This is a genomic window from Novosphingobium sp. PhB55 (genome assembly GCF_004368805.1).
GTDB lineage: Bacteria > Pseudomonadota > Alphaproteobacteria > Sphingomonadales > Sphingomonadaceae > Novosphingobium.
On the sequence record NZ_SODQ01000011.1, the window covers coordinates 73195 to 93756 of the forward strand.

The 20562-nt window shown below is 65.7% G+C and carries 18 protein-coding genes; 10 read left to right on the plus strand and 8 right to left on the minus strand.

Annotated features, from left to right (window positions below; translation table 11 throughout):
- Window position 1: 1 nt before the first annotated feature.
- Together EDF57_RS23135 and EDF57_RS23140 are read right to left on the minus strand one after the other, a co-directional pair.
- The gene (locus EDF57_RS23135) at window positions 2-346 is read right to left on the minus strand and encodes an L-rhamnose mutarotase (protein WP_132266159.1); all 345 of its coding nucleotides are present in this window, start codon (window positions 344-346) and stop codon (window positions 2-4) included.
- A gap of 95 nt (window positions 347-441) precedes the next feature.
- A complete protein-coding gene (locus EDF57_RS23140; RefSeq protein WP_134096041.1) occupies window positions 442-3255 on the minus strand; it encodes a TonB-dependent receptor in 2814 nt (937 codons plus the stop codon).
- Window positions 3256-3521: 266 nt separating this feature from the next.
- Here EDF57_RS23140 and EDF57_RS23145 point away from each other — a divergent pair, with 266 nt between their 5' ends.
- The 7 genes from EDF57_RS23145 to EDF57_RS23175 all read left to right on the plus strand — a co-directional run bounded on the left by EDF57_RS23145 (window position 3522) and on the right by EDF57_RS23175 (window position 12457).
- A complete protein-coding gene (locus EDF57_RS23145) occupies window positions 3522-4310 on the plus strand; it encodes an IclR family transcriptional regulator (protein ID WP_134096042.1) in 789 nt (262 codons plus the stop codon).
- A complete protein-coding gene (locus EDF57_RS23150; protein WP_134096043.1) occupies window positions 4307-5275 on the plus strand; it encodes an alpha/beta hydrolase in 969 nt (322 codons plus the stop codon). The genes EDF57_RS23145 and EDF57_RS23150 overlap by 4 nt, the downstream gene beginning before the upstream one ends.
- On the plus strand, window positions 5272-6066 hold the full coding sequence (locus tag EDF57_RS23155; protein WP_243841250.1) for a GDSL-type esterase/lipase family protein: 795 nt from the start codon (window positions 5272-5274) through the stop codon (window positions 6064-6066). Before EDF57_RS23150 ends, EDF57_RS23155 begins: the two co-directional genes overlap by 4 nt.
- A complete protein-coding gene (locus tag EDF57_RS23160; protein WP_134096044.1) occupies window positions 6063-6887 on the plus strand; it encodes an SGNH/GDSL hydrolase family protein in 825 nt (274 codons plus the stop codon). The genes EDF57_RS23155 and EDF57_RS23160 overlap by 4 nt, the downstream gene beginning before the upstream one ends.
- Entirely contained in the window at window positions 6884-8512 is a 1629-nt protein-coding gene (locus tag EDF57_RS23165) for an alpha-L-fucosidase (protein WP_134096045.1), read from the plus strand. Before EDF57_RS23160 ends, EDF57_RS23165 begins: the two co-directional genes overlap by 4 nt.
- A gap of 97 nt (window positions 8513-8609) precedes the next feature.
- Window positions 8610-10988 (plus strand): TIM-barrel domain-containing protein, encoded by a 2379-nt coding sequence (locus EDF57_RS23170; protein ID WP_134096046.1) that lies wholly within the window; start codon window positions 8610-8612, stop codon window positions 10986-10988.
- Window positions 10985-12457: a GH1 family beta-glucosidase gene (locus EDF57_RS23175; protein ID WP_134096047.1), complete on the plus strand. Its 1473-nt coding sequence runs from the start codon at window positions 10985-10987 to the stop codon at window positions 12455-12457. Before EDF57_RS23170 ends, EDF57_RS23175 begins: the two co-directional genes overlap by 4 nt.
- A gap of 52 nt (window positions 12458-12509) precedes the next feature.
- On the opposite strand, the gene EDF57_RS23180 is transcribed toward EDF57_RS23175, so the two are convergent.
- From EDF57_RS23180 to EDF57_RS23205, 6 genes are all read right to left on the minus strand, one after another.
- Window positions 12510-13355 (minus strand): IclR family transcriptional regulator, encoded by an 846-nt coding sequence (locus EDF57_RS23180; protein ID WP_243841251.1) that lies wholly within the window; start codon window positions 13353-13355, stop codon window positions 12510-12512.
- Between the two features lie 91 nt (window positions 13356-13446).
- Window positions 13447-14292 carry a fumarylacetoacetate hydrolase family protein gene (locus tag EDF57_RS23185; protein ID WP_134096049.1) on the minus strand — a complete coding sequence of 282 codons (846 nt, stop codon included), beginning with the start codon at window positions 14290-14292 and terminating at the stop codon, window positions 13447-13449.
- A 22-nt stretch (window positions 14293-14314) separates the two neighbouring features.
- Entirely contained in the window at window positions 14315-15091 is a 777-nt protein-coding gene (locus EDF57_RS23190) for an SDR family oxidoreductase (protein ID WP_134096050.1), read from the minus strand.
- Window positions 15091-16365 (minus strand): L-fuconate dehydratase, encoded by a 1275-nt coding sequence (locus EDF57_RS23195; RefSeq protein WP_134096051.1) that lies wholly within the window; start codon window positions 16363-16365, stop codon window positions 15091-15093. Before EDF57_RS23195 ends, EDF57_RS23190 begins: the two co-directional genes overlap by 1 nt.
- On the minus strand, window positions 16362-17105 hold the full coding sequence (locus EDF57_RS23200; RefSeq protein ID WP_134096052.1) for an SDR family oxidoreductase: 744 nt from the start codon (window positions 17103-17105) through the stop codon (window positions 16362-16364). The genes EDF57_RS23195 and EDF57_RS23200 overlap by 4 nt, the downstream gene beginning before the upstream one ends.
- Before the next feature lie 49 nt (window positions 17106-17154).
- A complete protein-coding gene (locus EDF57_RS23205) occupies window positions 17155-18042 on the minus strand; it encodes an amidohydrolase family protein (RefSeq protein ID WP_134096053.1) in 888 nt (295 codons plus the stop codon).
- 166 nt (window positions 18043-18208) lie between these two features.
- Between EDF57_RS23205 and fucP the strand changes: the two genes are divergently transcribed.
- The 3 genes from fucP (at window position 18209) to EDF57_RS23220 (ending at window position 20561) form a co-directional block, all read left to right on the plus strand.
- Entirely contained in the window at window positions 18209-19549 is a 1341-nt protein-coding gene (fucP, locus tag EDF57_RS23210) for an L-fucose:H+ symporter permease (protein WP_134096054.1), read from the plus strand.
- Between the two features lie 131 nt (window positions 19550-19680).
- Window positions 19681-19917, plus strand: coding sequence for a hypothetical protein (locus tag EDF57_RS23215; protein WP_134096055.1), 237 nt, complete (start codon window positions 19681-19683; stop codon window positions 19915-19917).
- A 131-nt stretch (window positions 19918-20048) separates the two neighbouring features.
- On the plus strand, window positions 20049-20561 hold the full coding sequence (locus tag EDF57_RS23220; RefSeq protein ID WP_134096056.1) for a trehalase family glycosidase: 513 nt from the start codon (window positions 20049-20051) through the stop codon (window positions 20559-20561).
- Window position 20562 lies beyond the last annotated feature (1 nt).

Here is a 20562-nt window from a genome sequence, read left to right on the forward strand (position 1 = left end):
CTCAGGGCTGTTCTTGAAGGGAAAAGATGCGGCTGGCCGCCGTCCATTTGCTGTCGGCGGCGGCCCAGGCAAGCGGACGCTGGAACTGGTCCATCAATTGCTCCCAGGCCTGCACGGCCGGGTCCGCAGCATCGGCGGCCGCCTTTTCGGCCGGATCGAAACCGGGCTCGGTCTCCATGACCATGACCAGCCGGTTCCCGGTGCGGTAGATCTCCATGTCGCGGATCCGCGCGGTGCGAATGCTCTGCACGACCGCCTCCGGCACCGCGCCCGCCGCATGCCAGGCCTCGTAGCGCGCGATGGCTTCGGCTTCGTCCGCAAGATCTATCAGCAGAACCTGTCGCATCGCCTTCCCCTCTTCCGTGGCATCGCCGGCGGCCGGCGTCATGAGCGGCCGCCTCGCCTGCGGGATAGCAAGCGAGGCGGCCGCAGCAAGCCGGATCAGTAGGTCAGGCGTGCCGTCAGGCTGACGCGGCGATCGTTCAGAACGTTCGACTGCGGCCTGCTGGCGATACCGTAGTAAGTGCGGTTCTCCGTATTGGTCAGGTTCACGCCGTCCACCGTCAACGCGAAGTTCGGCGTCACGGTATAGGTGATCGAGGCGTCAAGCTGGCCGCGCGCGTCATTGAAGATCGGCAGATTGCCGCTGCCGTTGCCACGCGTGGTCACCACGTACTTGCTGCGCCAGTTGTAGGCCACGCGGGCCGAGAGCGGCCCCCGATCGTAGAAGCCGATCAGGTTGTAGCTGTACTTCGAGAGCAGTTCGAGCGGCACCGACAGCTTGTTGCCTTCGTTGTCGGCCGCGTCGGGGCTCGGCGCCTTGCTGTCCACATAAGTGAAGTTCGCCTGGACACCGAAGCCAGACCATATGCCGGGCAGGAAGTCGAAGAAGGTGTTGCCACCGATCTCGAAGCCCTTGATCTTGCCGTTGTCGCCATTGAGCGGGCGCGTGACGTCGACGGTGAAGGGACCATTGCCGAAGTCATACGTCTCGGTGCTGGTGATGTTGGCGATGAAGCCGTCCACCTTCTTGTAGAACGCCGCGCCGTAGAGCGAGCCGGTCTGCGAGAAGTACCATTCGAGCGAGGCGTCGAACTGCTTGGCTTCCAGCGGCTTCAGGAAAGGATTGCCGCTGGAGGCAGTGCGCAGGCCGCTGCCGGAATTGAACTCGACGATGTTGATGTTGGGGTTCAGCTGCGAGAAGTCGGGGCGCGTCAGGCCCTTCGACGCGGCCAGGCGGAGCTGCAACTTGTCATTGAAGTGATAGCGCAGGTTCAGGCTCGGCAGCGCCTTGGTGTAGTTGGAATTCACGCCCAGCGCCACGTAGGAGATCGGGCCGTTGCCCGGCTGGCCGTCGATGATGACCTGGGGGGTCTGGACGATGAAGCCGTCGGTCGAGACCTTGGTCTTGATCACGCGGACGCCGATATTGCCGTCCAGCGGGAAGCCGGCATCGGCGAAGTCGAACTTGGCCAGGCCATAGGCGGTATAGGTCTTCTCGCCCTGAGTGTTGCGGTCGCTGGGGACGTAGCTCACGCCGTCAAGCAGCGACTGGCGCTGGGAATCGCTGACATAAGGCGCCAGCGCCTGGCGGGTGGCGTCGTAGTCGAGCACGATCCCGCGGCTGAAGAACACGCCGCCGTCCGGCACGCCCTGATAGCCGCGATAGAGATCGCCGCGGAACGGGTGGACCTCATAGAGGTTATCGGCCAGCGCGCTCGTGCCGTAATAGGCGTAAGTGCTGGAATCGGTGACCGCGGAACGGTCGGTATAGCGCAGGCCTGCCGAAATCGAGCGCAGGATGCTGTTGTCGAAGCGGTATTCCGCATCAAGGCGCCCGGCGTATTCCTTGCCCACCGAGTGATCGATGTGGTCCAGGTACCCGCCGCCCAGTGGGGCGTAATTGGCCACGTCGGTGACGGAGCCGTTGCCGTTGCTGGGATCGTTGTCGGGCAGGATGTCCATCGTCGGCACGCCGCTGCCGACCACCTGATAGAGCCGCTCCGCATTGGAGTGGAGGATGACGATCGAGCGCTGGCCGTCCGTGGTGCCGCGAATGTACTGGAAGTCGCCGTTGACCGACAGGTTGTTGGTCGGCGTCCACTTCAGGTTGAGCGAGAAGTCGTTGGTGACCGACTTGCGGCGCTCGAGGCTGGTGTTGGAATCGATGGGAACGCTGGCGAAAGTGCCGCTGCGGAAATTGCCGTCGTCATCAAAGGTGAACGGCTGGGTATAGTCCGGCGTGATCGGATTGTTGCCGGTATAGGCGAAGAAGCTGTAGTCGCCGTACTGGAACTTGTAGTCCGAGCGCACATATTCGCCCGTGACGAGCAGGGTGTCGGTCGGCTTCCACTGGATCGCCGCGTCCACGCCCAGGCGGCGGCGATCGCCCAGGTACTGGCCGATGCCCACGCCGTGCGGCAGGTAGGTGTCCTTGCCCAGACGGCCGAGACCGGATGCCACGGCATAGTCGGTGGCGTTGTTCGGATTGCCGTTCGCATCCAGTGACTGGTCCAGTTCATAGAACGGCTGGCTGGAGATCTGGTCCTGGCGGAACGCGGTCTTCTGGTAGGCGAAGTCCACCATGACGCCGATTTCGCCGATGCCGGTATTCCAGCGGTCGGAGAGCAGCAGGTTGGCCTGCGGCGTCGATTTTCCGTAGAGATCGTAATAGTTGATGCTGGCGCTGGCCGAGGCCTTGAACCCGTCGAAGTCGAAGGGCTTGCGCGTGCGCAAGTTGATCAGGCCGCCGATGCCGCCTTCGATCTGGTCGGCCGAGGGGTTCTTGTAGACGTCCACGCCGGCCAGAAGCTCGGAAGGCACGTCTTCGAGGCTGAGGTTGCGGCCGCCGTTGGCCGTGAACACGTCGCGGCCGTTCACTTCGGTGCGCACCTGGCTGAGCCCGCGGATGGAGACCGAGCTGCCTTCGCCGAAGCTGCGCTGAATCTGGATGCCGGTGATGCGCTGAAGCGCTTCGGCCACGTTGCGGTCAGGCAGCTTGCCGATGTCTTCCGCCACGATGGAATCGACGATCACGTCCGAGTTGCGCTTGATCGACTGCGCGTTGCTGAGGCTTGCGCGCACGCCGGTCACGACGATGTCTCCGGCCTGGCCTTCCGCATCCTGCGGCGCGGCGGCTTCCACGCCCGAAGCGTCCTGAGCGCTGGCAGGCGACATCACGCCCAGAGCGACGGTAGCAACCGAAATACTCGTAAGCAGACGCGCACGGCGCGATGCCTGATCAATCGTCCTCATGGACTTCCCTCTCCCTGGCTCCTCGGCGGAGCACATCCTCAAAAGTCGCATCGCCGGGCGGCCTTGGCCCGTTACCGACCTTGCCCGTTCCCGATCCTGCTTCGCCTTGTCCGCACGAGCGCGGTGACGACGAGCGACTCATTACTCGCAATTGACACATTGTGAAATATAAAAATTGATTTCATATGTGGATTGTGGTCGATGGCACATGGAAATTCCGCGCTCCCTCGGCGAATAAGGGGCGGGCAAGGGATCGGAGAGGATCGATGGACGGCAAGACGCGCTATCAGGCGCCCGCGCTGAAGAAGGGGCTGGAAATCCTCGAACTTCTGGCAGGTTCGAGCGAGCCACTGATCATGTCGGACATATCGGCCGCGCTGGGCCGATCGGTCAGTGAAATATTTCGAATGTTGCAGGTGCTGGAAGAGCACGGCTACATCGCGCGGGCCGAGGACGGCTACCGGCTGACCAACCGGCTGTTCGCGCTGGGCATGAGCCAACCGCCGATCCGCGACCTGGCCTCCACCGCGCTTCCGGTCATGCAGGAGCTGGCCCGCGGCGTGGGCCAGAGCTGCCACCTCGCCGTCGCATCGGGTGCGGAGATGATCGTCATCATCGCGATCGAAGCGCCGGGACTTTCGGGATTCGCCGTCAGAGTCGGCTATCGCCGTCCGCTTCACCTCTCGAACTCCGGCCGCATCCTGCTCGCCTTCCAGTCGGCCGAGTCGCGCGCCGCCATGCTGGGCGACATCCGGGGCGCAAACCCGGCCTTCGATGAGGGCGAGCTGATCGCCAGGCTCGAAAAGGTGGCCGCTGCCGGCGGCGCCAGCGAGCCCAGCCCGATGCTGACCGGGATCACCGACCTTTCGGCCCCCATCCTGTTCGGCGGGATCGCGCGCGCCGCGCTCACCGTGCCGTTCGTCGCCGGGCCTGCCAGCAAGACCACGATCGAGGAATGCAGCGCCAGTGTGCGCCAGGCAGCGGCCGCGATCGGCAATGCCATGTCCCCGATCCGCCAATGGACATCCCCGGAGCTTCAGGAGCAGACCCCGTGACCCAGTTCACCCGCCGCACCACGCTGGCCGCCGCGGCCGCGCTGACCATCCTGCCACGCCTGGCGCGTGCGCAGACCAGCGCCCAGGACGAAGTCGTGCCGCTCTGGCCCGGCGCAGCGCCCGGTGCGCCTGCCGCGCCGATCCACCGCAAGGTGGCAGATCAGTCCAGGGACCCCGCAAAGCCCGATCGCTGGGTGACGGGGATCGACCGGCCCGTCCTGGTGGTGAAGCGTCCGGCCCGGCCCAACGGCAGCGCCATGCTGATCGTGCCGGGCGGCGGCTATGGCTTTCTGTCCTACGACAACGAAGGCACGAGCCAGGCGGCCTGGCTCAATGCCAGAGGCGTGACGGCCTTCATCCTGCTCTACAGGCTCCCCGGCGAAGGTTGGAGCCAGCGCGAAGACGTTCCCTTGCAGGATGCCCAGCGCGCCATGCGCCTGATCCGCGCCGGCGCGAGCCGGTTCGGCATCGATCCCGGCAAAGTGGGTGTGCTCGGCTTTTCCGCGGGCGGCCACCTGGCCGGATCGCTCGCCACCCGCCATTCCGAGCGCGTCTACCAGCCCGTCGATCAGGCCGACAGCCAGAGCGCCGCGCCGCAAGTGGCCGGTCTGGTCTATCCCGTCGTCAGCCTGCTCGCGCCCTTCACGCATGTCGGTTCGCGGGACAACCTGCTCGGACCGGGTTCCACCCCCGCCATGCAGAAGCCCCGTTCGGTGGAAGAGCGCGTCGACGGCGCGACCTGCCCGACGTTCCTGGTCCATGCCGCCGACGACGGCCTGGTGCCGCCCGCCAACAGCATCGCCCTGTTCCAGGCCCTGCAGGAAGCCAAACGGGCGAGCGCCCTGCACATCTTCGAGAACGGCGGCCATGGCTTCGGCGTTCGCCTGCCCGCAACCATGCAGGCAGCCGCCTGGCCTTCGCTTTTCGCCAGTTTCGCCGCCACGCACGGAGTGACCGCGGCGTGAGGGCAGGCATGGCCGCCCTGGCGCTGGTTGCGGGCCTCGCTTCTGTCCAGGCGGCGGCGCAGCAATACCAAAGCTCTCCCGAGCGCAGGACCGTGGAGGAAAAGGACTGGGGCCAGTGGCTCGGGCCGTTCCGCGCGAAGCTCGTGCCCAGCCTGATGCAGGACTTCGGCGAGCGCTATCTCTATGCCCCCGCCAACGCAGCCCTTCCCGCACCGCGCCCCGGCGAAAAGCGCGTGGTCTTCCTGGGCGATTCCATCACCGATCGCTGGAACCTGACGGCCAGCTTTCCCGGCAAGCCTTACGTCAATCGCGGCATCGGCAGCCAGGTGACCGCGCAGATGGTCCTGCGTTTCCATCAGGACGTGGTCGCGCTGAAGCCTTCCGCGGTCGTCATTCTGGCGGGGATCAACGACATCCAGGGCTTCCTCCAGCACGAGACGCCCGAACAGATCGAGACGAATTGGGAGGCCCTGGCCGACCTGGCGGATCGCCACGGGATCAAGGTCGTGTTCGGCGCCCTGCTCCCGGTGAACAACTATACCCCGGCAGCGAAAGACGTCGTCAAGGAGCGCGATCCGAAGGAAATTCTGGCGCTCAATGCCTGGCTTCGCGCCTTCTGCGCCAGGCGGGGATATGGCTTCGCAGACTACCACACCCCCATGGCCGACCGTGACGGCCTGATGGCGGCGCGCTTCACCGAAGACGGCGTCCATCCGCTCGACAACGGCTATGCAGTGATGGCGCCAATCGCCCAGCGCGCCATTGAACTGGCCCTGAAAGGCAAGAAATGAAAACGAGCCGCCTGCTCCCGGTCGCCGCGCTGGCACTGGGCTTCTGTCTTGCCCACCCTGCCGCCGCGGAAACGCGCGTGCCGGGAGATCCCCACGCCGAGGATCCGGTCGGCATCGTCACCGATCCCTGCCCGGTCCATCCCGCACCTGCGGATGCCGCCGGCTGGCAACTCTGGAACCTCCACATGCTGACCCGCGATTTCGGGCAGCTCTGCCGCTATGCAGAGGCGAACCGGGCGCTGGCGGGGCAGAAGGTCCGGGTCGTCTTCATGGGCGATTCCATCACTGACAACTGGATCAACGCCGATCCGCAATTCTTCACCGGCGGCATCGTCGATCGCGGGATCAGCGGCCAGACCACCGCGCAGATGCTGGTGCGCTTCCGCCAGGACGTCGTCGACCTGAAGCCCGAGACCGTGCACATCATGGCCGGCACCAACGACATCGCGGGCAATACCGGCGCGGCGACGATCGACACGGTCATGGGCAATATCCAGAGCATGGCGGAACTGGCCCGCGCGCACGGGATCAAGGTGATCATCGCCTCCGTTCCCCCCGCCGCCGCCTTCCCGTGGAGCCCGGGCAAGCTGCCCGCGCCTCAGGTGGACGAGATGAACAGGCGGCTCTCCGCCTATGCCCGCATCAACCACTTCGGCTATGTCGACTACCACCGGGCCATGGCCCAGCCGGACGGCGCCATGAAGCCGGGCCTTGCCAGCGACGGCGTTCATCCCACGCCGGAAGGCTATGCCGTCATGCGCCCGCTGGCCCTTGCCGCCATTGCCGCCACCATTACCGGAACTTCGGGAGCCCCCAAATGATGGACCTCAAGCGACGCTCCTTCCTGGCCGGCGCCGCGGCGCTGGGCCTCGCCCGCACCGCGCGTGCCGCCAGCGCCATGGGCACGACGCCCGGGCCGGTGCAGGCCAACTGGCCCTCGCTGGTGGCAAACTACCGCTATCCCGACTGGTTCCGGGACGCGAAGCTGGGCCTCTGGGCGCACTGGGGGCCGCAGTCGGTTCCGCAGCAGGGCGACTGGTACGGGCGCTTCATGTACATGCAGGGCCACCCGATGTACGAACATCACCTCAAGACTTACGGCCATCCCTCGGTCGAGGGGATGAAGGACATCCAGAACCGCTGGACGGCGGAACGCTGGCAGCCGGAAGCGCTGGTGGAGCGCTACAAGAAGGCCGGCGCCAAGTATTTCGTCGCCCTCGCCTGCCACCATGACAACCTGGATTGCTACGACAGCCGCTACCACGCCTGGAACAGCCTGCGCGTCGGCCCGCGCAAGGACGTGGTGGGCATCTGGGAGAAAGCCGCGCGCCGGGCCGGGCTGCGCTTCGGCGTCTCCAACCACGCCGCCCACGCCTGGCACTGGTACCAGACCGCTTACGGCTACGACCCGACCGGACCGGATAAGGGCCGCCGCTACGATGCCTTCAGCCTGCGCAAGGCCGATGGCAAGGGCCAGTGGTGGGACGGGCTCGACCCGCAGGAACTCTATACCGGCGGTCACGCCGTCATGCCCGACGGGATCGACAGCATCGCCGCGATGAACGCCTGGCACGAGGCGAACGACGGCCAATGGATCGAGACCGGGCCCAAGGACGACCCGGCCTACGTCACCCGCTGGCTGCTGCGCCAGACCGACCTCATCGACAAGTACCGGCCCGACCTGGTCTATTTCGACGATTACGGACTGCCGTTCGGCCCGGTCGGGCTGGAGGCGGCGGCGGACTACTACAACCGCTCGATCCAGTGGCACGGCAAGATCGACGTCGTCCTAACCGCCAAGCAGCTCTCGCCCGAGGCGCGCTTCGGCGTGGTCCAGGACGTCGAGCGCGGCTATACCGACCATATCTGGGACGAACCCTGGCAGACCGACACCTGCATCGGCGACTGGTTCTACAACGTCGCCCGCCTCAACGACAAAAGCTACAAGACCGCCGAGGAAGTGATCCAGCGGCTGGCGGATGTCGTGTCGAAGAACGGCAACCTGCTGCTGTCGATTCCGCAGCCGGGTGACGGCTCCATCGACAGCGAGGAAGACCGGATACTCGACCAGATGTCGGAGTGGATGGAAGCCGGGGGAGAGGCGATCTTCGGCTCCCGTCCCTGGCGCCATTACGGCGAAGGCCCGAACCGTCCGGTGCTGGGCATGCAGAGCGAGGACAAGGCGAAACCCTTCACTGCGCGCGATATTCGCTTCACCACCAACAAGGGCGCGCTTTACGCGCTGGTGCTCGGCAAGCCGGAGGGCGACGTCACGATCGCGACGCTCGCTGCCGGCCGCGAACCGGGGGTGGTCGAAAAGGTGACCCTGCTTGGCGGCGGACCGCTGGTTCACCGCCGCGACGGGCAAGGGCTCCATCTTGAAATGCCGCGCGGCCACCGCGGCTTCGTACCGGTCGTCCGTATCGACGGGCGTGGATTGATCTGAATTGCAAAACGACATTGCAGGCGAACAGGGGACAAGAGGAATGATCGCAGGAAGCCTAAAAGCCCGAATGAAGGCTCAGACGACAATGGCCAGATCGATGAAGGCCAGATCGATGAAAGCCGGCGCGCTGGCAAGCGTTGCGGGCGCGGCCTGCCTCGGCCTGGCCATGCCCGCGCTGGCAGCGCCGATGGCATTGCTGGACCGCAACGGCACGCGCGTCGCCGTGGAGCCCTATGCGCCCAACATCGTGCGCGTGACCATCGCTCTCGATCCCGAACTGGCCGAAGCCGCGCCGGGCGAAGGCCCCAATGCCGCGCCGGACGCCGCAGGGTGGAACCATAGCGCCGGCACCGACGGCGACATCTTCGCATCCTCCGCGCTCAGCCTCACGGTCGATGCCAAGCCCTGGCCCAAGGCGCCGAGCCAGATGGAGCGCTATTTCGCGCCTTCGCTGCCGCCGGTCAGCCTGTCGATCCGCGACGGCCAAGGGGAGTTGCTGACGAAGATGACGGGTTGGGACATGGCCCCCGTCACCGTCAACGGCGAGAAGACCTTCAAGGTCGGCGCGACGTTCGAGGCGGTGTCGGGCGAGCATTATTACGGCCTCGGCCAGAACCAGGAAGGCGCGCTCGATCTCAAGGGCCGCCAGATCGACTGCTCGCACAGCTATGACGCGCCGGCGGGCGAAACCGTCTGCGTGCCGTTCCTCGTCACCACCAAAGCCAACGGCAAGCTCTGGGGCATCGTCTGGGACAACCCGGCGCGCACCCTGGTCTGGCCGGGCCTTCATTCGACCACCCGCTTCCAGTCGCAAGTGGGTGAGCGCGTCTCGTTCTTCGTCATCACCGGCAAGACCAGCGACGAGCTTTACGCCGGTTACGCCAAGCTGACCGGCGCCACGCCTCTGCCGCCCAAGGCCGGCTTCGGCCTGATCCAGAGCAAGGCGCGCTACGAAAGCCAGCAGGAACTGCTCGGCATCGCCAATGGCTATCGCCAGCGCGGCTATCCGCTCGACGTCATGGTGCTGGACTGGTTCTACTGGACCCGCATGGGCCAGCTCGACATCGACCGGACGTACTACCCCGATCCGAAGGGCATGAACGACACCCTGAAATCGATGGGCATGCGCTCGATCATTAGCGTCTGGCCCCGTTTCGAGCGGGAATCGCGTTACTTCGACATGCTGGCGGGCAAGGGCTGGTTCCTGAAGGACAAGGACGGCAAGCCCGTGGACGGATTGCCCATGCGCTTCGACCGGGCCGGTGCGCTGATCGACAGCACCAATCCCGAGGCCCGCGCGTGGTTCTGGGGCAAAGTGCGCGACAATATCCTTAGCCAGGGCTTCGACTGGCTCTGGCTGGATGAAACCGAGCCCGATCTCATTCCGGACGGCTATTTCTACTCCATCGGATCGGGCGATCGCTACCACAACCTGTTCCCGCTGGTGCACACCTCGGGCGCGGCGGAAGGCTCTGCGCGCGACCGGCCCGGCATGCGCAACATGATCCTGTCGCGCGCCGCCTACCTCGGTTCGCAGCGCACCGGCAGCCTGTTCTGGTCCTCGGATGTGAAGTCCACCTGGGAAGCCCTGCACCGTCAGATCCCCACCGGCCTGAACTTCACTGCCTCGGGCTTGGCCTATTGGGGCAGCGACATCGGCGGCTGGCAGTGGCCGAGCGGTCCGAAAGCCGAACATCCCGTTCTGGTCGATCCTGCCGGAGCGACCGCCATGGCGCCCGACTATCCGGACTATCCGGAACTCTTCGTGCGCTGGTTCCAGTACAGCGTCTTCACTCCAACCTTGCGCATCCACGGCCAGCGCCCAGCCACGGCGATCTGGGAATACGGCACCGCCGCCGAGCCGATCCTCGCGGACTACCTGCGCCTGCGCTACACACTCATGCCCTATATCTATTCCCTGGGACGGCACACTTACGAGACCGGCGCGCCCTTCATGCGCGCGCTGTTCATGGACTTCCCGAACGATCCCAAGGCCGCGACGCTGGGCGACGAATATATGTTCGGCCCGGCCTTCCTGGTGGCGCCGGTCACCGAGCAGGGGCAGACCCGCAAGTCGGTCTACCTCCCCGCCGGCACCGCCTGGTACGATTACTGGACCAACCAGCGCTTCGAAGGCGGACAGAGCGTGGACGTCGATGCCTCGATCTCCCGCATTCCGCTGTTCGTGAAGGCGGGCTCGATCGTGCCGATGGGCGCAGCCGTGAAGAGCACGGCGGAGCAGCAGGCGATCGAAAGCATCCGGGTCTATCCGGGCGCAGACAGCCACTTCACGCTCTACGACGATGACGGTACGACGAACGCCTATCGCAAGAGCGACGGGCGCAAGGCCGAACTGGTGTGGAACCAGGCGGCCGGAACGCTCACGAGCAAAAGCAAGCTCCCCACCGGCCAGTCCGTTTCCGGCCTGGTGCGCGTGATCGGGGCGGGTACGGCAGCACAGGAAGCAGGACAATGACTGGTATCAATCGCAGGGAACTCGGGCTGGGGCTGGCAGCAGCAGGCCTCGGCACGGCACTGGGCGCCTGGCCCGCCTCCGCGCAACCTTCCGCCCCCGGCACGGGGCCGCGGACGGATCGCGGGGCTCAGGACCCGCTGGGCTTCCCTGCCGACTTCACCTGGGGCTGCGCCACCGCGGCCTACCAGATCGAAGGCGGCGTCAAGGAAGACGGGCGCGGCGAGACCGTCTGGGACACGTATGCGCACACCCCCGGCAAGACGACGGACGGCGGCACGGGAGATGTCGCCTGCGACAGCTATCACCGCTATGCCGAGGATATCGCGCTGCTGAAAGCGCTGGGCGTGAAGGCCTACCGTTTCTCGGTGGCCTGGTCGCGCATTTTCCCAAGCGGCAAGGGCAAGCCCAACCAGAAGGGACTCGACTACTACAACCGCCTTGTCGATGGCCTGCTCGCCGCGGGCATCGAGCCGCACATGACGCTGTTCCACTGGGACCTGCCCACCGGCCTCCAAGGCGGCTGGCAATCGCGCGATACCGCCCTTGCCTTCGCGGACTATGCCGGCTTCATGGCCAGCAAGACGTCCGACCGCGTGAAGCACTTCATGACGGTGAACGAACTGCGCTGCTTCACCGACCTTGCCTACTGGAACGGCAACAAGGCCCCCGCGCTGCGGCTGCCGATGGATCAGGTCAACCAGGTGCGGCACCACGGCGTGCTCGCGCACGGGCTCGGCGTCCAGGCGATCCGCGCCCATGCCAGGGCCGGAACCCAGGTCGGCCTGGCCGACAACGCCACCATCTTCGTCCCCGCCATCGAAACGCCTGAGCACATCGAGGCGACCAAAAAGGCCATGCGCGAGGAGAACGCCATGTTCCTCACCGCGATCATGGAAGGGCGCTATATCGACAGCTACCTTGCCGCGCAGGGCAAGGACGCGCCCAAGGTGCAGGCAGGCGACATGAAGGCGATCGGCAGCCCGCTCGATTTCGTCTCGCTCAACGTCTACACCGCGAACACCGTGCGGGCTGCCGCTACGGCGAGCGGCTACGAGATCCTGCCGCATCTTGCCAATTCGCCGCGCATGGCCTCACCCTGGCTCTACGTGACCCCGGAAGCGCTGTACTGGTCGATCCGCACCGTCAGCGAACTGTGGAAGCCGAAGAAGCTCTATATTTCGGAGAACGGCTGCTCGGCCGACGATCCCGTGGCCCAGGACGGCAAAGTCTACGATGCCGACCGCGTGATGTACTTGCGCAATTACCTGACCCACCTCCAGCGGGCAGTGAGGGAAGGCTATCCCGTGGACGGCTACTTCCTCTGGAGCCTGATGGACAACTTCGAGTGGGAGGACGGCTATACCAAGCTGTTCGGGATCCACCACGTCGACTTCAAGACCCAGAAGCGCACGCCGAAGCTCAGCGCCGACTGGTACCGCGAACTGATCCGCAGCAACAAGCTGGTCTGACTGTCGCGCCCCCGGCCGGTCCTGTCCGGCCGGGGATACCGCCGCGATGGGCTCAGTCTTCTTCCCGCGGCGGCAGCCAGCCAAGTCCGGCGGAGATCTGCCGCGCCGCTTCGCCCAGCATCCGGCGCGTTTCGTTGAGATCGGTTCGCTGGGAGCCGTCGATGGTCAGGAGAAACGGCAAAGTCAGCGCGGCGCTGACCTGCCCATCGAAGCCGAAGACCGGGAAGCTGATGTCGGTCACGCCGGACGCCCGCGCACTCGGCTGCATTTCATAGCCCTGCTCGCGGACCGTATCGAGGCGCTTTTCAAGCCGCCGCAGCGCTGCCTGGCTGGCGTCCGGCAAATCGGCGATCGCGGCCGCGCGGCGCTCCGGCGAGGTGAAGGCCAGGAGGACGTGCCCGGAACAGCTCGTCATCATGTCCACCACCGTGCCCAGCCGAATGCCGAAGCCTACCGGCCCGGCGTTCTCCTGGCGGTGGATCACCGTGGCGGCAGCGCCGGTGCGGACCACCAGATGGCACGACTGGTTGGTATCGATCGACAACTGGTGCATGACCGGCGCCGCGACATTGCTCAAGGTATGTGCAGGCGTGGCCCGAAAGGCGACGTCCAGCACGCGGTAGGACACGCTGTAGCGGTCGTTGGCGGGATCCTTGCGCAGCCAGCCGCGCCGCTCCATCACGATGATGATGCGGAACACTTCGCTGATCGAACGCTCCAGCCGCTGGGCGATCTCGCTGATCGTAAGGCCGCTGGGATCGCGCGCGAAAAGTTCGAGGATCTCGATCCCTTTTTCCAGCGCGGGCGCGGAATAGGCACGCTTGCCGTCCGTCTCACCGCTTTCGGTGTCGGATCCGCGCTTTGCCCCTGATGCTCCTGTGGAGCGGACGTTGCCCAAAATCTTTGCCCTTCCTTGCTCCTGCCCGCCCCCCGCGAGCCACGCGGCGGGGACCGTCCCCGCCGCGATCATCCTTGACGGCCGTTCGCTATCAGCCGGCCGCGACCACGCGCTGGTTCTGCTCGCCCAGACCCTCGATGCCCAGGCGCACGGCCTGGCCTGCCGAGAGGAAGCGAGGCGGATCGAAGCCCAGTCCGACACCGGCGGGCGTACCCGTCGATATCACGTCGCCGGGCTGAAGGCTCATGAACTGGCTGAGATGCGAAATGATCGCCGCGACGGGGAAGATCATTTCGGCCGTGGTGCCATCCTGCACGCGCTCGCCGTCCACTTCGAGCCAGAGGCGCATGTCGTCCAGCGCCGGAGCCTCGTCGGGAGTGACCAGCCAGGGGCCGATCGGGCCGAACGTATCGCAGCCCTTGCCCTTGTCCCAGGTGCCACCGCGATCGAACTGGAAGCTGCGTTCCGACACGTCGTGAACCACGCAGTAGCCGGCAACGTGGCCCAGGGCTTCGGCTTCGGGAATGTAGACCCCGCCCTTGCCGATCACCACGCCGAGTTCGACTTCCCAGTCCATCCGGTCCGAGCCGCGCGGCTTGACGATATCGTCGTCCGGCCCGCAGATCGCGCTGGTCCACTTGTTGAACACCACCGGTTCCGACGGGATCGCCATGCCGCTTTCGCGGGCGTGATCGCGGTAGTTGAGGCCGATGCACACGAACTTGCCGACACCGCCCACGCAAGGCCCGATCCGCGCGCCCTCGGGCGCAAGCGGCAGGCTTGCCAGGTCCAGCCCGCGCAGTGCAGCCAGCCCCTCCGGCGTCAGCACGTCACCGGCGATATCCGGGACGATCTGCGATATGTCCCTGATGCGGCCTTCACCATCGAGGATTCCCGGGCGTTCCTGCCCCTTCTCACCGAACCGCACTAGCTTCACAGCATACTCCTTCGAAAGATAATCACGTCAACAGCCGGTCGAGGTGCGTATAGCCGCCGTCCGGAAATATCCATTGTCCCGTCGTGTGGCTGGCCCGCGCGGAGAGCAGAAAGACCACGGTGTCGGCCACTTCGCCGGCCATGGTCATGCGCCGCCCCAGAGGTACGCGCTCAGAAATCTCCGCCAGCTTGGCGCCGGGATCCTCGAAACTCTCGATCCACCGGGCATAGAGCGGCGTCATCACTTCGGCGGGCAGCACCGCGTTCACGCGAATGCCGTCCGCCAGCAACGCCGCCGCCCATTCGCGCGTGAGGCCGAGCTGTGCCGCCTTGGCGGCGACGTAGCCACTGGTCTGCCCCTGCCCGGTCACCGCCGTCTTGGACGAGATGTTGACGATGGCACCCCGGCTTTCGCGCAAGTGCGGCAGGCAGTGATGGGCGAGCCCGTAGTAATGCGCAAGGTTGGCGTGGACGGAGGCCATGAAGGCCTGCGTTCCGGCCTCCAACCCCACCCCGTCGTTCGCCCCGGCATTGTTGACCAGACCGTGGATCCCGCGGCCGGCGGCGGCGATCTCCGCGATCGCGTCGCGGCAGGCCTCGTCGTCAGTGACATCGACTTGCCGGAACAGCGCATCGCCTTGCAGTTCGCGCAGCTCGGCTTCGAAGTCGGCGGCCAGGGGACTGCGCCCCAGGATCGCCGGAATGGCGCCTTCGCGCGCGAGGGCCAGCGACACCGCGCCGCCGATACCCGCCCCGCCGCCGCTGACCACGACGACCTTGTCCTTCAGTTCCAGGTCCATCAGTCCACCCGGTACTGGGCGATCGATTCCGCCTTCATCTCGATGGAGAAGCCCGGACGCTCCGGCGGCATATAGGCAGCATCCCGGATCACACAGGGGTCCACGAAGTGCTCGTGCAGATGGTCGACATATTCGATCACGCGGTCCTCCATCGTGCCCGAGAAGCAGAGGTAATCGATCATCGACAGATGCTGGACATATTCGCAGAGGCCCACCCCGCCGGCATGGGGCCAGACCGGCAGGTCGTACTTCGCGGCCATGAGCAGCACGCCCAGGATCTCGTTCACCCCGCCGATGCGGCAGCTGTCGATCTGCACGACATCGATGGCCTCGCGCATCATGAACTGCTTGAACAGCATGCGGTTCTGGCACATCTCGCCCGTAGCGACACGAACCGGGTGGATCGCCTCGCGGATGGCCCGGTGCGCCTCGACATCGTCAGGACTGGTCGGCTCCTCGATGAACCAGGGCTTCGCGAAGGCCAGTGCATTGACCCAGTCGATGGCCTGCTGCCGTTCCCATATCTGGTTGGCATCGATCAGCAGGCGGCAATCCGGCCCGATCACCTCACGCGCGATGCGCACGCGGCGGATATCGTCCTCGAGATCGCGACCGACTTTCAGCTTGATCTGCCGGAAGCCTGCATCGACGGCCTCCTGCGCCAGACGGCGCAGCTTGTCGTCGGGATAGCCGAGCCAGCCTGCCGAAGTGGTGTAGCACGGGAAGCCGCTCTCCAGCAGCCGCTCCACCCGCTTGGCCTTGCCTTGCGCCTTGCGCGTCAGCAGTTCGAGCGCTTCCTCCGGGCCGATGCAATCGGTCATGTAGCGGAAGTCGATGGCCCGCACGATCTGCTCGGGGCTCATCTCGCCGATCAGCCGCCAGAGCGGCTTGCCCTCGACCTTCGCCCACCAGTCCCACACCGCATTGACGACGGCCCCGGCGGCCATGTGCATGGCGCCCTTGTCGGGACCGATCCAGCGCAACTGGCTGTCGCCGGTGACATGACGCCAGAACCGGCCCGGATCGTCCCTGATCCAGTCCAGCTCCAGCCCCACGACCAGCGGCCGCAGGGCTTCGATCGCGGCGACGCAGATCTCGTTTCCACGCCCGATGGTGAACGTGAGACCGTGCCCCTCGATATCGAGATCGTCGGTTTCCAGGATGACATAGGCCGCCGAATAATCGGGGTCGGGGTTCATGGCGTCCGATCCGTCCAGCGCCAGGCTGGTCGGGAAGCGAATGTCGGCGGTGCGCAGGGCGGTGATGCGGCTCATTCGACGGTCCATCCGCCGTCGATCACGGCCGTGGTGCCGGTCGTGAACGCGCTTTCGTCCGAAGCGAGGTAGGTCGCCAGCGCGGCAATCTCTTCCGGCCGGCCAAGCCGGCCCACCGGCTGGCGCGCGGCGAAGGCGCTGCGCGTCTCCTCGAAGGAGTTGCCGGTCGCCTCGGCCTGCGCCTTCATGCGCCCTACCAGCGACGGGCTTTCCACCGTGCCGGGACAGATCGCGTTGCAGCGGATTCCCATCTCCACGTAATCGGCCGCGATGGACTTGGTCAGCCCGATCACCGCCGCCTTGCTGGCACCGTAGGCGAAGCGATTGCGCACGCCGATGATCGAAGAGGCAACCGAGGAGATGTTGACGATGGATCCCGTTCGCTTGTCCACCATGGCCGGGAGATACTCGCGGATCACGCGGAAAGCGGCCGTGACGTTGAGATCGAGCGCCTGCGCCCATTGTTCGTCGGTGCAGTCCAGCAAAGTACCGGGATGGACGATCCCGGCGCAGTTCACCAGAATGTCGCAGCTCCCCGTCGCGCGCGCCAGCTCCCGGACAGCCCCGGCATCGGTGAGGTCGACCACATGGGTCTCCACGCCCGCCAGGTCCGCCAGCCCTTCGCGGTCCCGGTCGACGGCATGAACCGCCGCGCCTTCCGCCACGAACCTTTCCGCGATCGCGCGGCCAATCCCTGCTGCCGCAGCGGTCACGACCGCGCTCTTACCGGCAAGTCTCATCAAGTACCTCGTTCGAATGGAGTGTCGGGCGATCCGGCTGGGCGTGACGTCAAGCGCCGGTTCCCATGGCCGTTTCGCGGCAGGCAGCCAGATCGCCGTCACCGGCAAGCTGGAAATAGGCACGGCGGGCACTGCCGCCCATGATGGCGTCGCGGTCCCCCGCGCCGAGCGGCGCCAGAAGCTTCAACGCGAGCGCGTGAACCTCGCGGTAACTGGCGGCCAGTTCGCAGACCGGCCAGTCGGAGCCATAGATGAGCCGACCGGGTCCGAAGCAGTTTAGCAGATGCTCCATGTAGCGCAGCATCTGCAGCTCGCTCCAGTCCCGTCCGCGCGCCTGGGTAACGAGGCCGGACAGCTTGCAGAACACCGGAGAGGCCTGCGCGACATGGGCGATCCGGCTTGCCCAGGGCTCCCATTCGCCCGCCGCAATTCCCGGCTTGGCACCGTGATCGATGACGATGCAGCCCGGCCCCACGGCATCGAGAAAGGCGGGAACGCCCTCAAGCTGCGGCGCATGAATGAGAAGGTCGTAGGCATAACCGGCTTCCAGAACCTGCCGCACGCCGCGCCGGAAATCCGGGCGCTCCAGGAAGTCCGGATCGGGCTCGTCCTGCACATGGTGGCGAAAACCGATCAGGCGTGGCTCGTCTGCCAGCACGGCAAGACGTTCGGAAAGATCGGGAGCGGTCAGGTCTATCCAGCCCACCACGCCCACGATAGCGGCATGGTTCGCGGCCAGGTCCAGCAACCAGCGAGTCTCGCCTTCGCTCTGGCGCGCCTGGACGGCAATGGAGCCCGCGATTCCGCAAGCGGTGAGATCGTTTGCAATAAGGTCGGGAGTGAAATCCCGATCGATGCCGGAGCCCGCCTCGATCCACGGGTATTCCCCCGGATCATAGGCCCAGAAATGCTGGTGCGCATCGATATGGCCCGACATCATCGATCGGCGCTCCTCTCTCACTGCCGTATTTGACAGCATCTTCTATATGTGAAAATTTAGCGAGCGATCGGGCATAGCGCAAGCGTCAATCTTTTGTGGAAGACGGTTGCGCGCGAAAGGCCGGCGAAGCACAAGTCCTGAGGACGGGACGGAGAGGATGGAAATGGAGACGATCCTGGCGGCAGACTTGCCGGCGGTTCCACCGACGGGGCAACTTGCACCGGAAGAGCCCGGCACCCCTTCGCGCTTCGTATTTCCGGGGTTCTGGCCCGGCTTCGTGCTGGTAACGAGCGTGTTCTTCGCCTGGGCCCTGGCAAACAACCTGAACGATATCCTCATCCGCCAGTTCCAGAAGGCCCTCGCCCTCTCGCGCGGAGAGGCCGGTTTCATCCAGTTCGTGTTCTACCTCGCCTATTTCGTCTGGGCGCTCCCTGCCGGCTTCCTGCTCAAGCGCTTCGGCTACCGGGCGGGACTGCTGACAGGGCTTGGCCTCTACGCGCTGGGCGCGCTGCTGTTCTTTCCCGCGGCAGAAGTGCATCGCTACTGGGCCTTCCTGCTCGCCTTGTTCGTAATCGCCTCGGGCGCAGCATTTCTGGAAACTTCGGCAAACCCCTATGTCGCTCGCTTCGGCGACCCCTCGCGCGCCTCACAGCGGCTTACCCTGGCACAGGGCTTCAACGGGCTTGGCGCCGTGGTTGCCCCGATCCTGGGCGGGCTCTTCATCTTCTCGGGCGTAGAGCACAGCGCGGCCGACCTCTCGGCCATGACTCATGCCCAACTCGAAGCCTGGCGCGGCACCGAGGCGAACATGGTCAAGATCCCTTACTTGTGCCTTGCCGGCTTCGTCGTGATCCTCGCCGCCGGGCTGGCGCGGGTTCGCTTGCCGCGAATCGAGAGCGCGCCGAAGGATGCCCTGACCGGCGCCTCCACCGGCGGCTTGCGCACCGTGCTGGCCAATCGCCTCCTGCTCGGCGCCGTGATCGCCCAGTTCTTCTATGTCGGCGCGCAAGTCGGGATCTGGAGTTTCTTCGTGGACTTCACCAAGCACCTCGCCCCGCAGACGCCCGAGCGGACCGCTGCATTCCTGCTCTCCGGCAGCCTCGTGCTGTTCATGGCGGGCCGCTTCGTGGGCGCCGCCCTGATGCACCGCGTGCCGGCGGCAAAGTTGCTGCTGGGTTTCGCGCTCGCCAACATCGTCATGGTCGCAATGGCCATGTCGCTGAGCGGCGTAGCCGCCATCGCCTGCCTGGCGCTTACCAGCTTCTTCATGTCGATCATGTTTCCCACGATCTTTGCGCTGGGCATTCGCGATCTGGGTGCGGGCACCACGATGGGGTCTTCGCTGATCGTCATGGCCGTGATCGGCGGCGCCGTGTTCCCGCCGCTGATGGGCCTCCTCAGCGAGCGCGCGGATCTTCAGGTGGCGATGGCGCTGCCGCTGTTCTGCTTCGCCGCAGTGGCGCGCTTTGCCTGGGGCGCAGCTTCCCGTCTCTCGCCTGGATGACAATTGGCGTTAACTTCCTGGCCCTGGGAACTTTTCCGGATTGTCCCGCATTCTCAAGCCGGCAATGACAGGGCAGACAAGGCGCGGCGCCAGTGAGGACCGCAACGGTTCCCGGCGCCCGGAGGATGCAAATGAAGATCTACACCCTGAAGTTCGCACAGCCACACGGGGCTGGCGAAACCATCCATTTTGAAGCGTTCGATTTGCCCGAGGCCCTCATGCTCGCCCACCGAGAGGCCGCCACCCGCGACGCCGAGCTATGGGACGGCGAAACCCGGCTCTGTGCTATCCGCCGCTCGAAGGACGTCCCCTTGCGCCGCTCCCCCATCGTCGCGGCGCCCGATATCGACACTGACGTCGCCGCCTGAGCCTGCTCCGGACCGTCCTCGAATAGAAATCCAGCGCGGGAAGAACCGGTTTTTCCGCCACATACCGGGCACTTTGGCTCGGTATATCGGTTGAGCCTGCTGAACGCAGGCAAGGCTGGATGGGACCGGGCATGAGCAACAAGACAACATCTCGCGGCACCGCGCTGCGCCTTCGATTGGCTTCCGCGCTTGCCGTGACCAGTATCTGCGTCGCTCTCTGCGCCAACACGCCGCCGGTCCCTTCGCCTGCGGACCAGTATGGCGCCCTGTTCTCGGACGTACAGGAGCACAAGATCTTCGAGGACGGCAAGACGTTCGTCGATGCCGTGCCCCGCACTGATCCCGCAACGATCATGCGCAAGTTCGAGGCAGCGAAGCCCACGACGCCTCAGGAACTGCGCGCCTTCGTCCTGGCCGAGTTCATCGTCCCCGGCATAAACGACACCGCGCCGACCGCGATGCGCACCCACATCAAAGCACTCTGGCCGCAACTCGTCCGCCGAGACGCACAAACCCCGCGCGCGGGAGACTCCGCGATTCATCTCGAACAGCCCTACGTCGTTCCAGGCGGTCGTTTCCGCGAGATGTACTACTGGGTCGGAGGAAAGCTGTATGACGGTGTTCGCCAAGGTTCGACTGAGTAAG

What these genes read in the sequence shown, in the direction of transcription:
- fucP (WP_134096054.1), top strand. Translation starts at nt 18,209, where the DNA reads ATGGAGACGATCCTGGCGGCAGACTTGCCGGCGGTTCCACCGACGGGG.
- EDF57_RS23135 (WP_132266159.1), bottom strand. Translation starts at nt 346, where the DNA reads ATGCGACAGGTTCTGCTGATAGATCTTGCGGACGAAGCCGAAGCCATC.
- EDF57_RS23145 (WP_134096042.1), top strand. Translation starts at nt 3,522, where the DNA reads ATGGACGGCAAGACGCGCTATCAGGCGCCCGCGCTGAAGAAGGGGCTG.
- EDF57_RS23205 (WP_134096053.1), bottom strand. Translation starts at nt 18,042, where the DNA reads ATGTCGGGCCATATCGATGCGCACCAGCATTTCTGGGCCTATGATCCG.
- EDF57_RS23140 (WP_134096041.1), bottom strand. Translation starts at nt 3,255, where the DNA reads ATGAGGACGATTGATCAGGCATCGCGCCGTGCGCGTCTGCTTACGAGT.
- EDF57_RS23200 (WP_134096052.1), bottom strand. Translation starts at nt 17,105, where the DNA reads ATGAGACTTGCCGGTAAGAGCGCGGTCGTGACCGCTGCGGCAGCAGGG.
- EDF57_RS23165 (WP_134096045.1), top strand. Translation starts at nt 6,884, where the DNA reads ATGATGGACCTCAAGCGACGCTCCTTCCTGGCCGGCGCCGCGGCGCTG.
- EDF57_RS23215 (WP_134096055.1), top strand. Translation starts at nt 19,681, where the DNA reads ATGAAGATCTACACCCTGAAGTTCGCACAGCCACACGGGGCTGGCGAA.
- EDF57_RS23195 (WP_134096051.1), bottom strand. Translation starts at nt 16,365, where the DNA reads ATGAGCCGCATCACCGCCCTGCGCACCGCCGACATTCGCTTCCCGACC.
- EDF57_RS23160 (WP_134096044.1), top strand. Translation starts at nt 6,063, where the DNA reads ATGAAAACGAGCCGCCTGCTCCCGGTCGCCGCGCTGGCACTGGGCTTC.
- EDF57_RS23175 (WP_134096047.1), top strand. Translation starts at nt 10,985, where the DNA reads ATGACTGGTATCAATCGCAGGGAACTCGGGCTGGGGCTGGCAGCAGCA.
- EDF57_RS23170 (WP_134096046.1), top strand. Translation starts at nt 8,610, where the DNA reads ATGAAGGCCAGATCGATGAAAGCCGGCGCGCTGGCAAGCGTTGCGGGC.
- EDF57_RS23220 (WP_134096056.1), top strand. Translation starts at nt 20,049, where the DNA reads ATGAGCAACAAGACAACATCTCGCGGCACCGCGCTGCGCCTTCGATTG.
- EDF57_RS23190 (WP_134096050.1), bottom strand. Translation starts at nt 15,091, where the DNA reads ATGGACCTGGAACTGAAGGACAAGGTCGTCGTGGTCAGCGGCGGCGGG.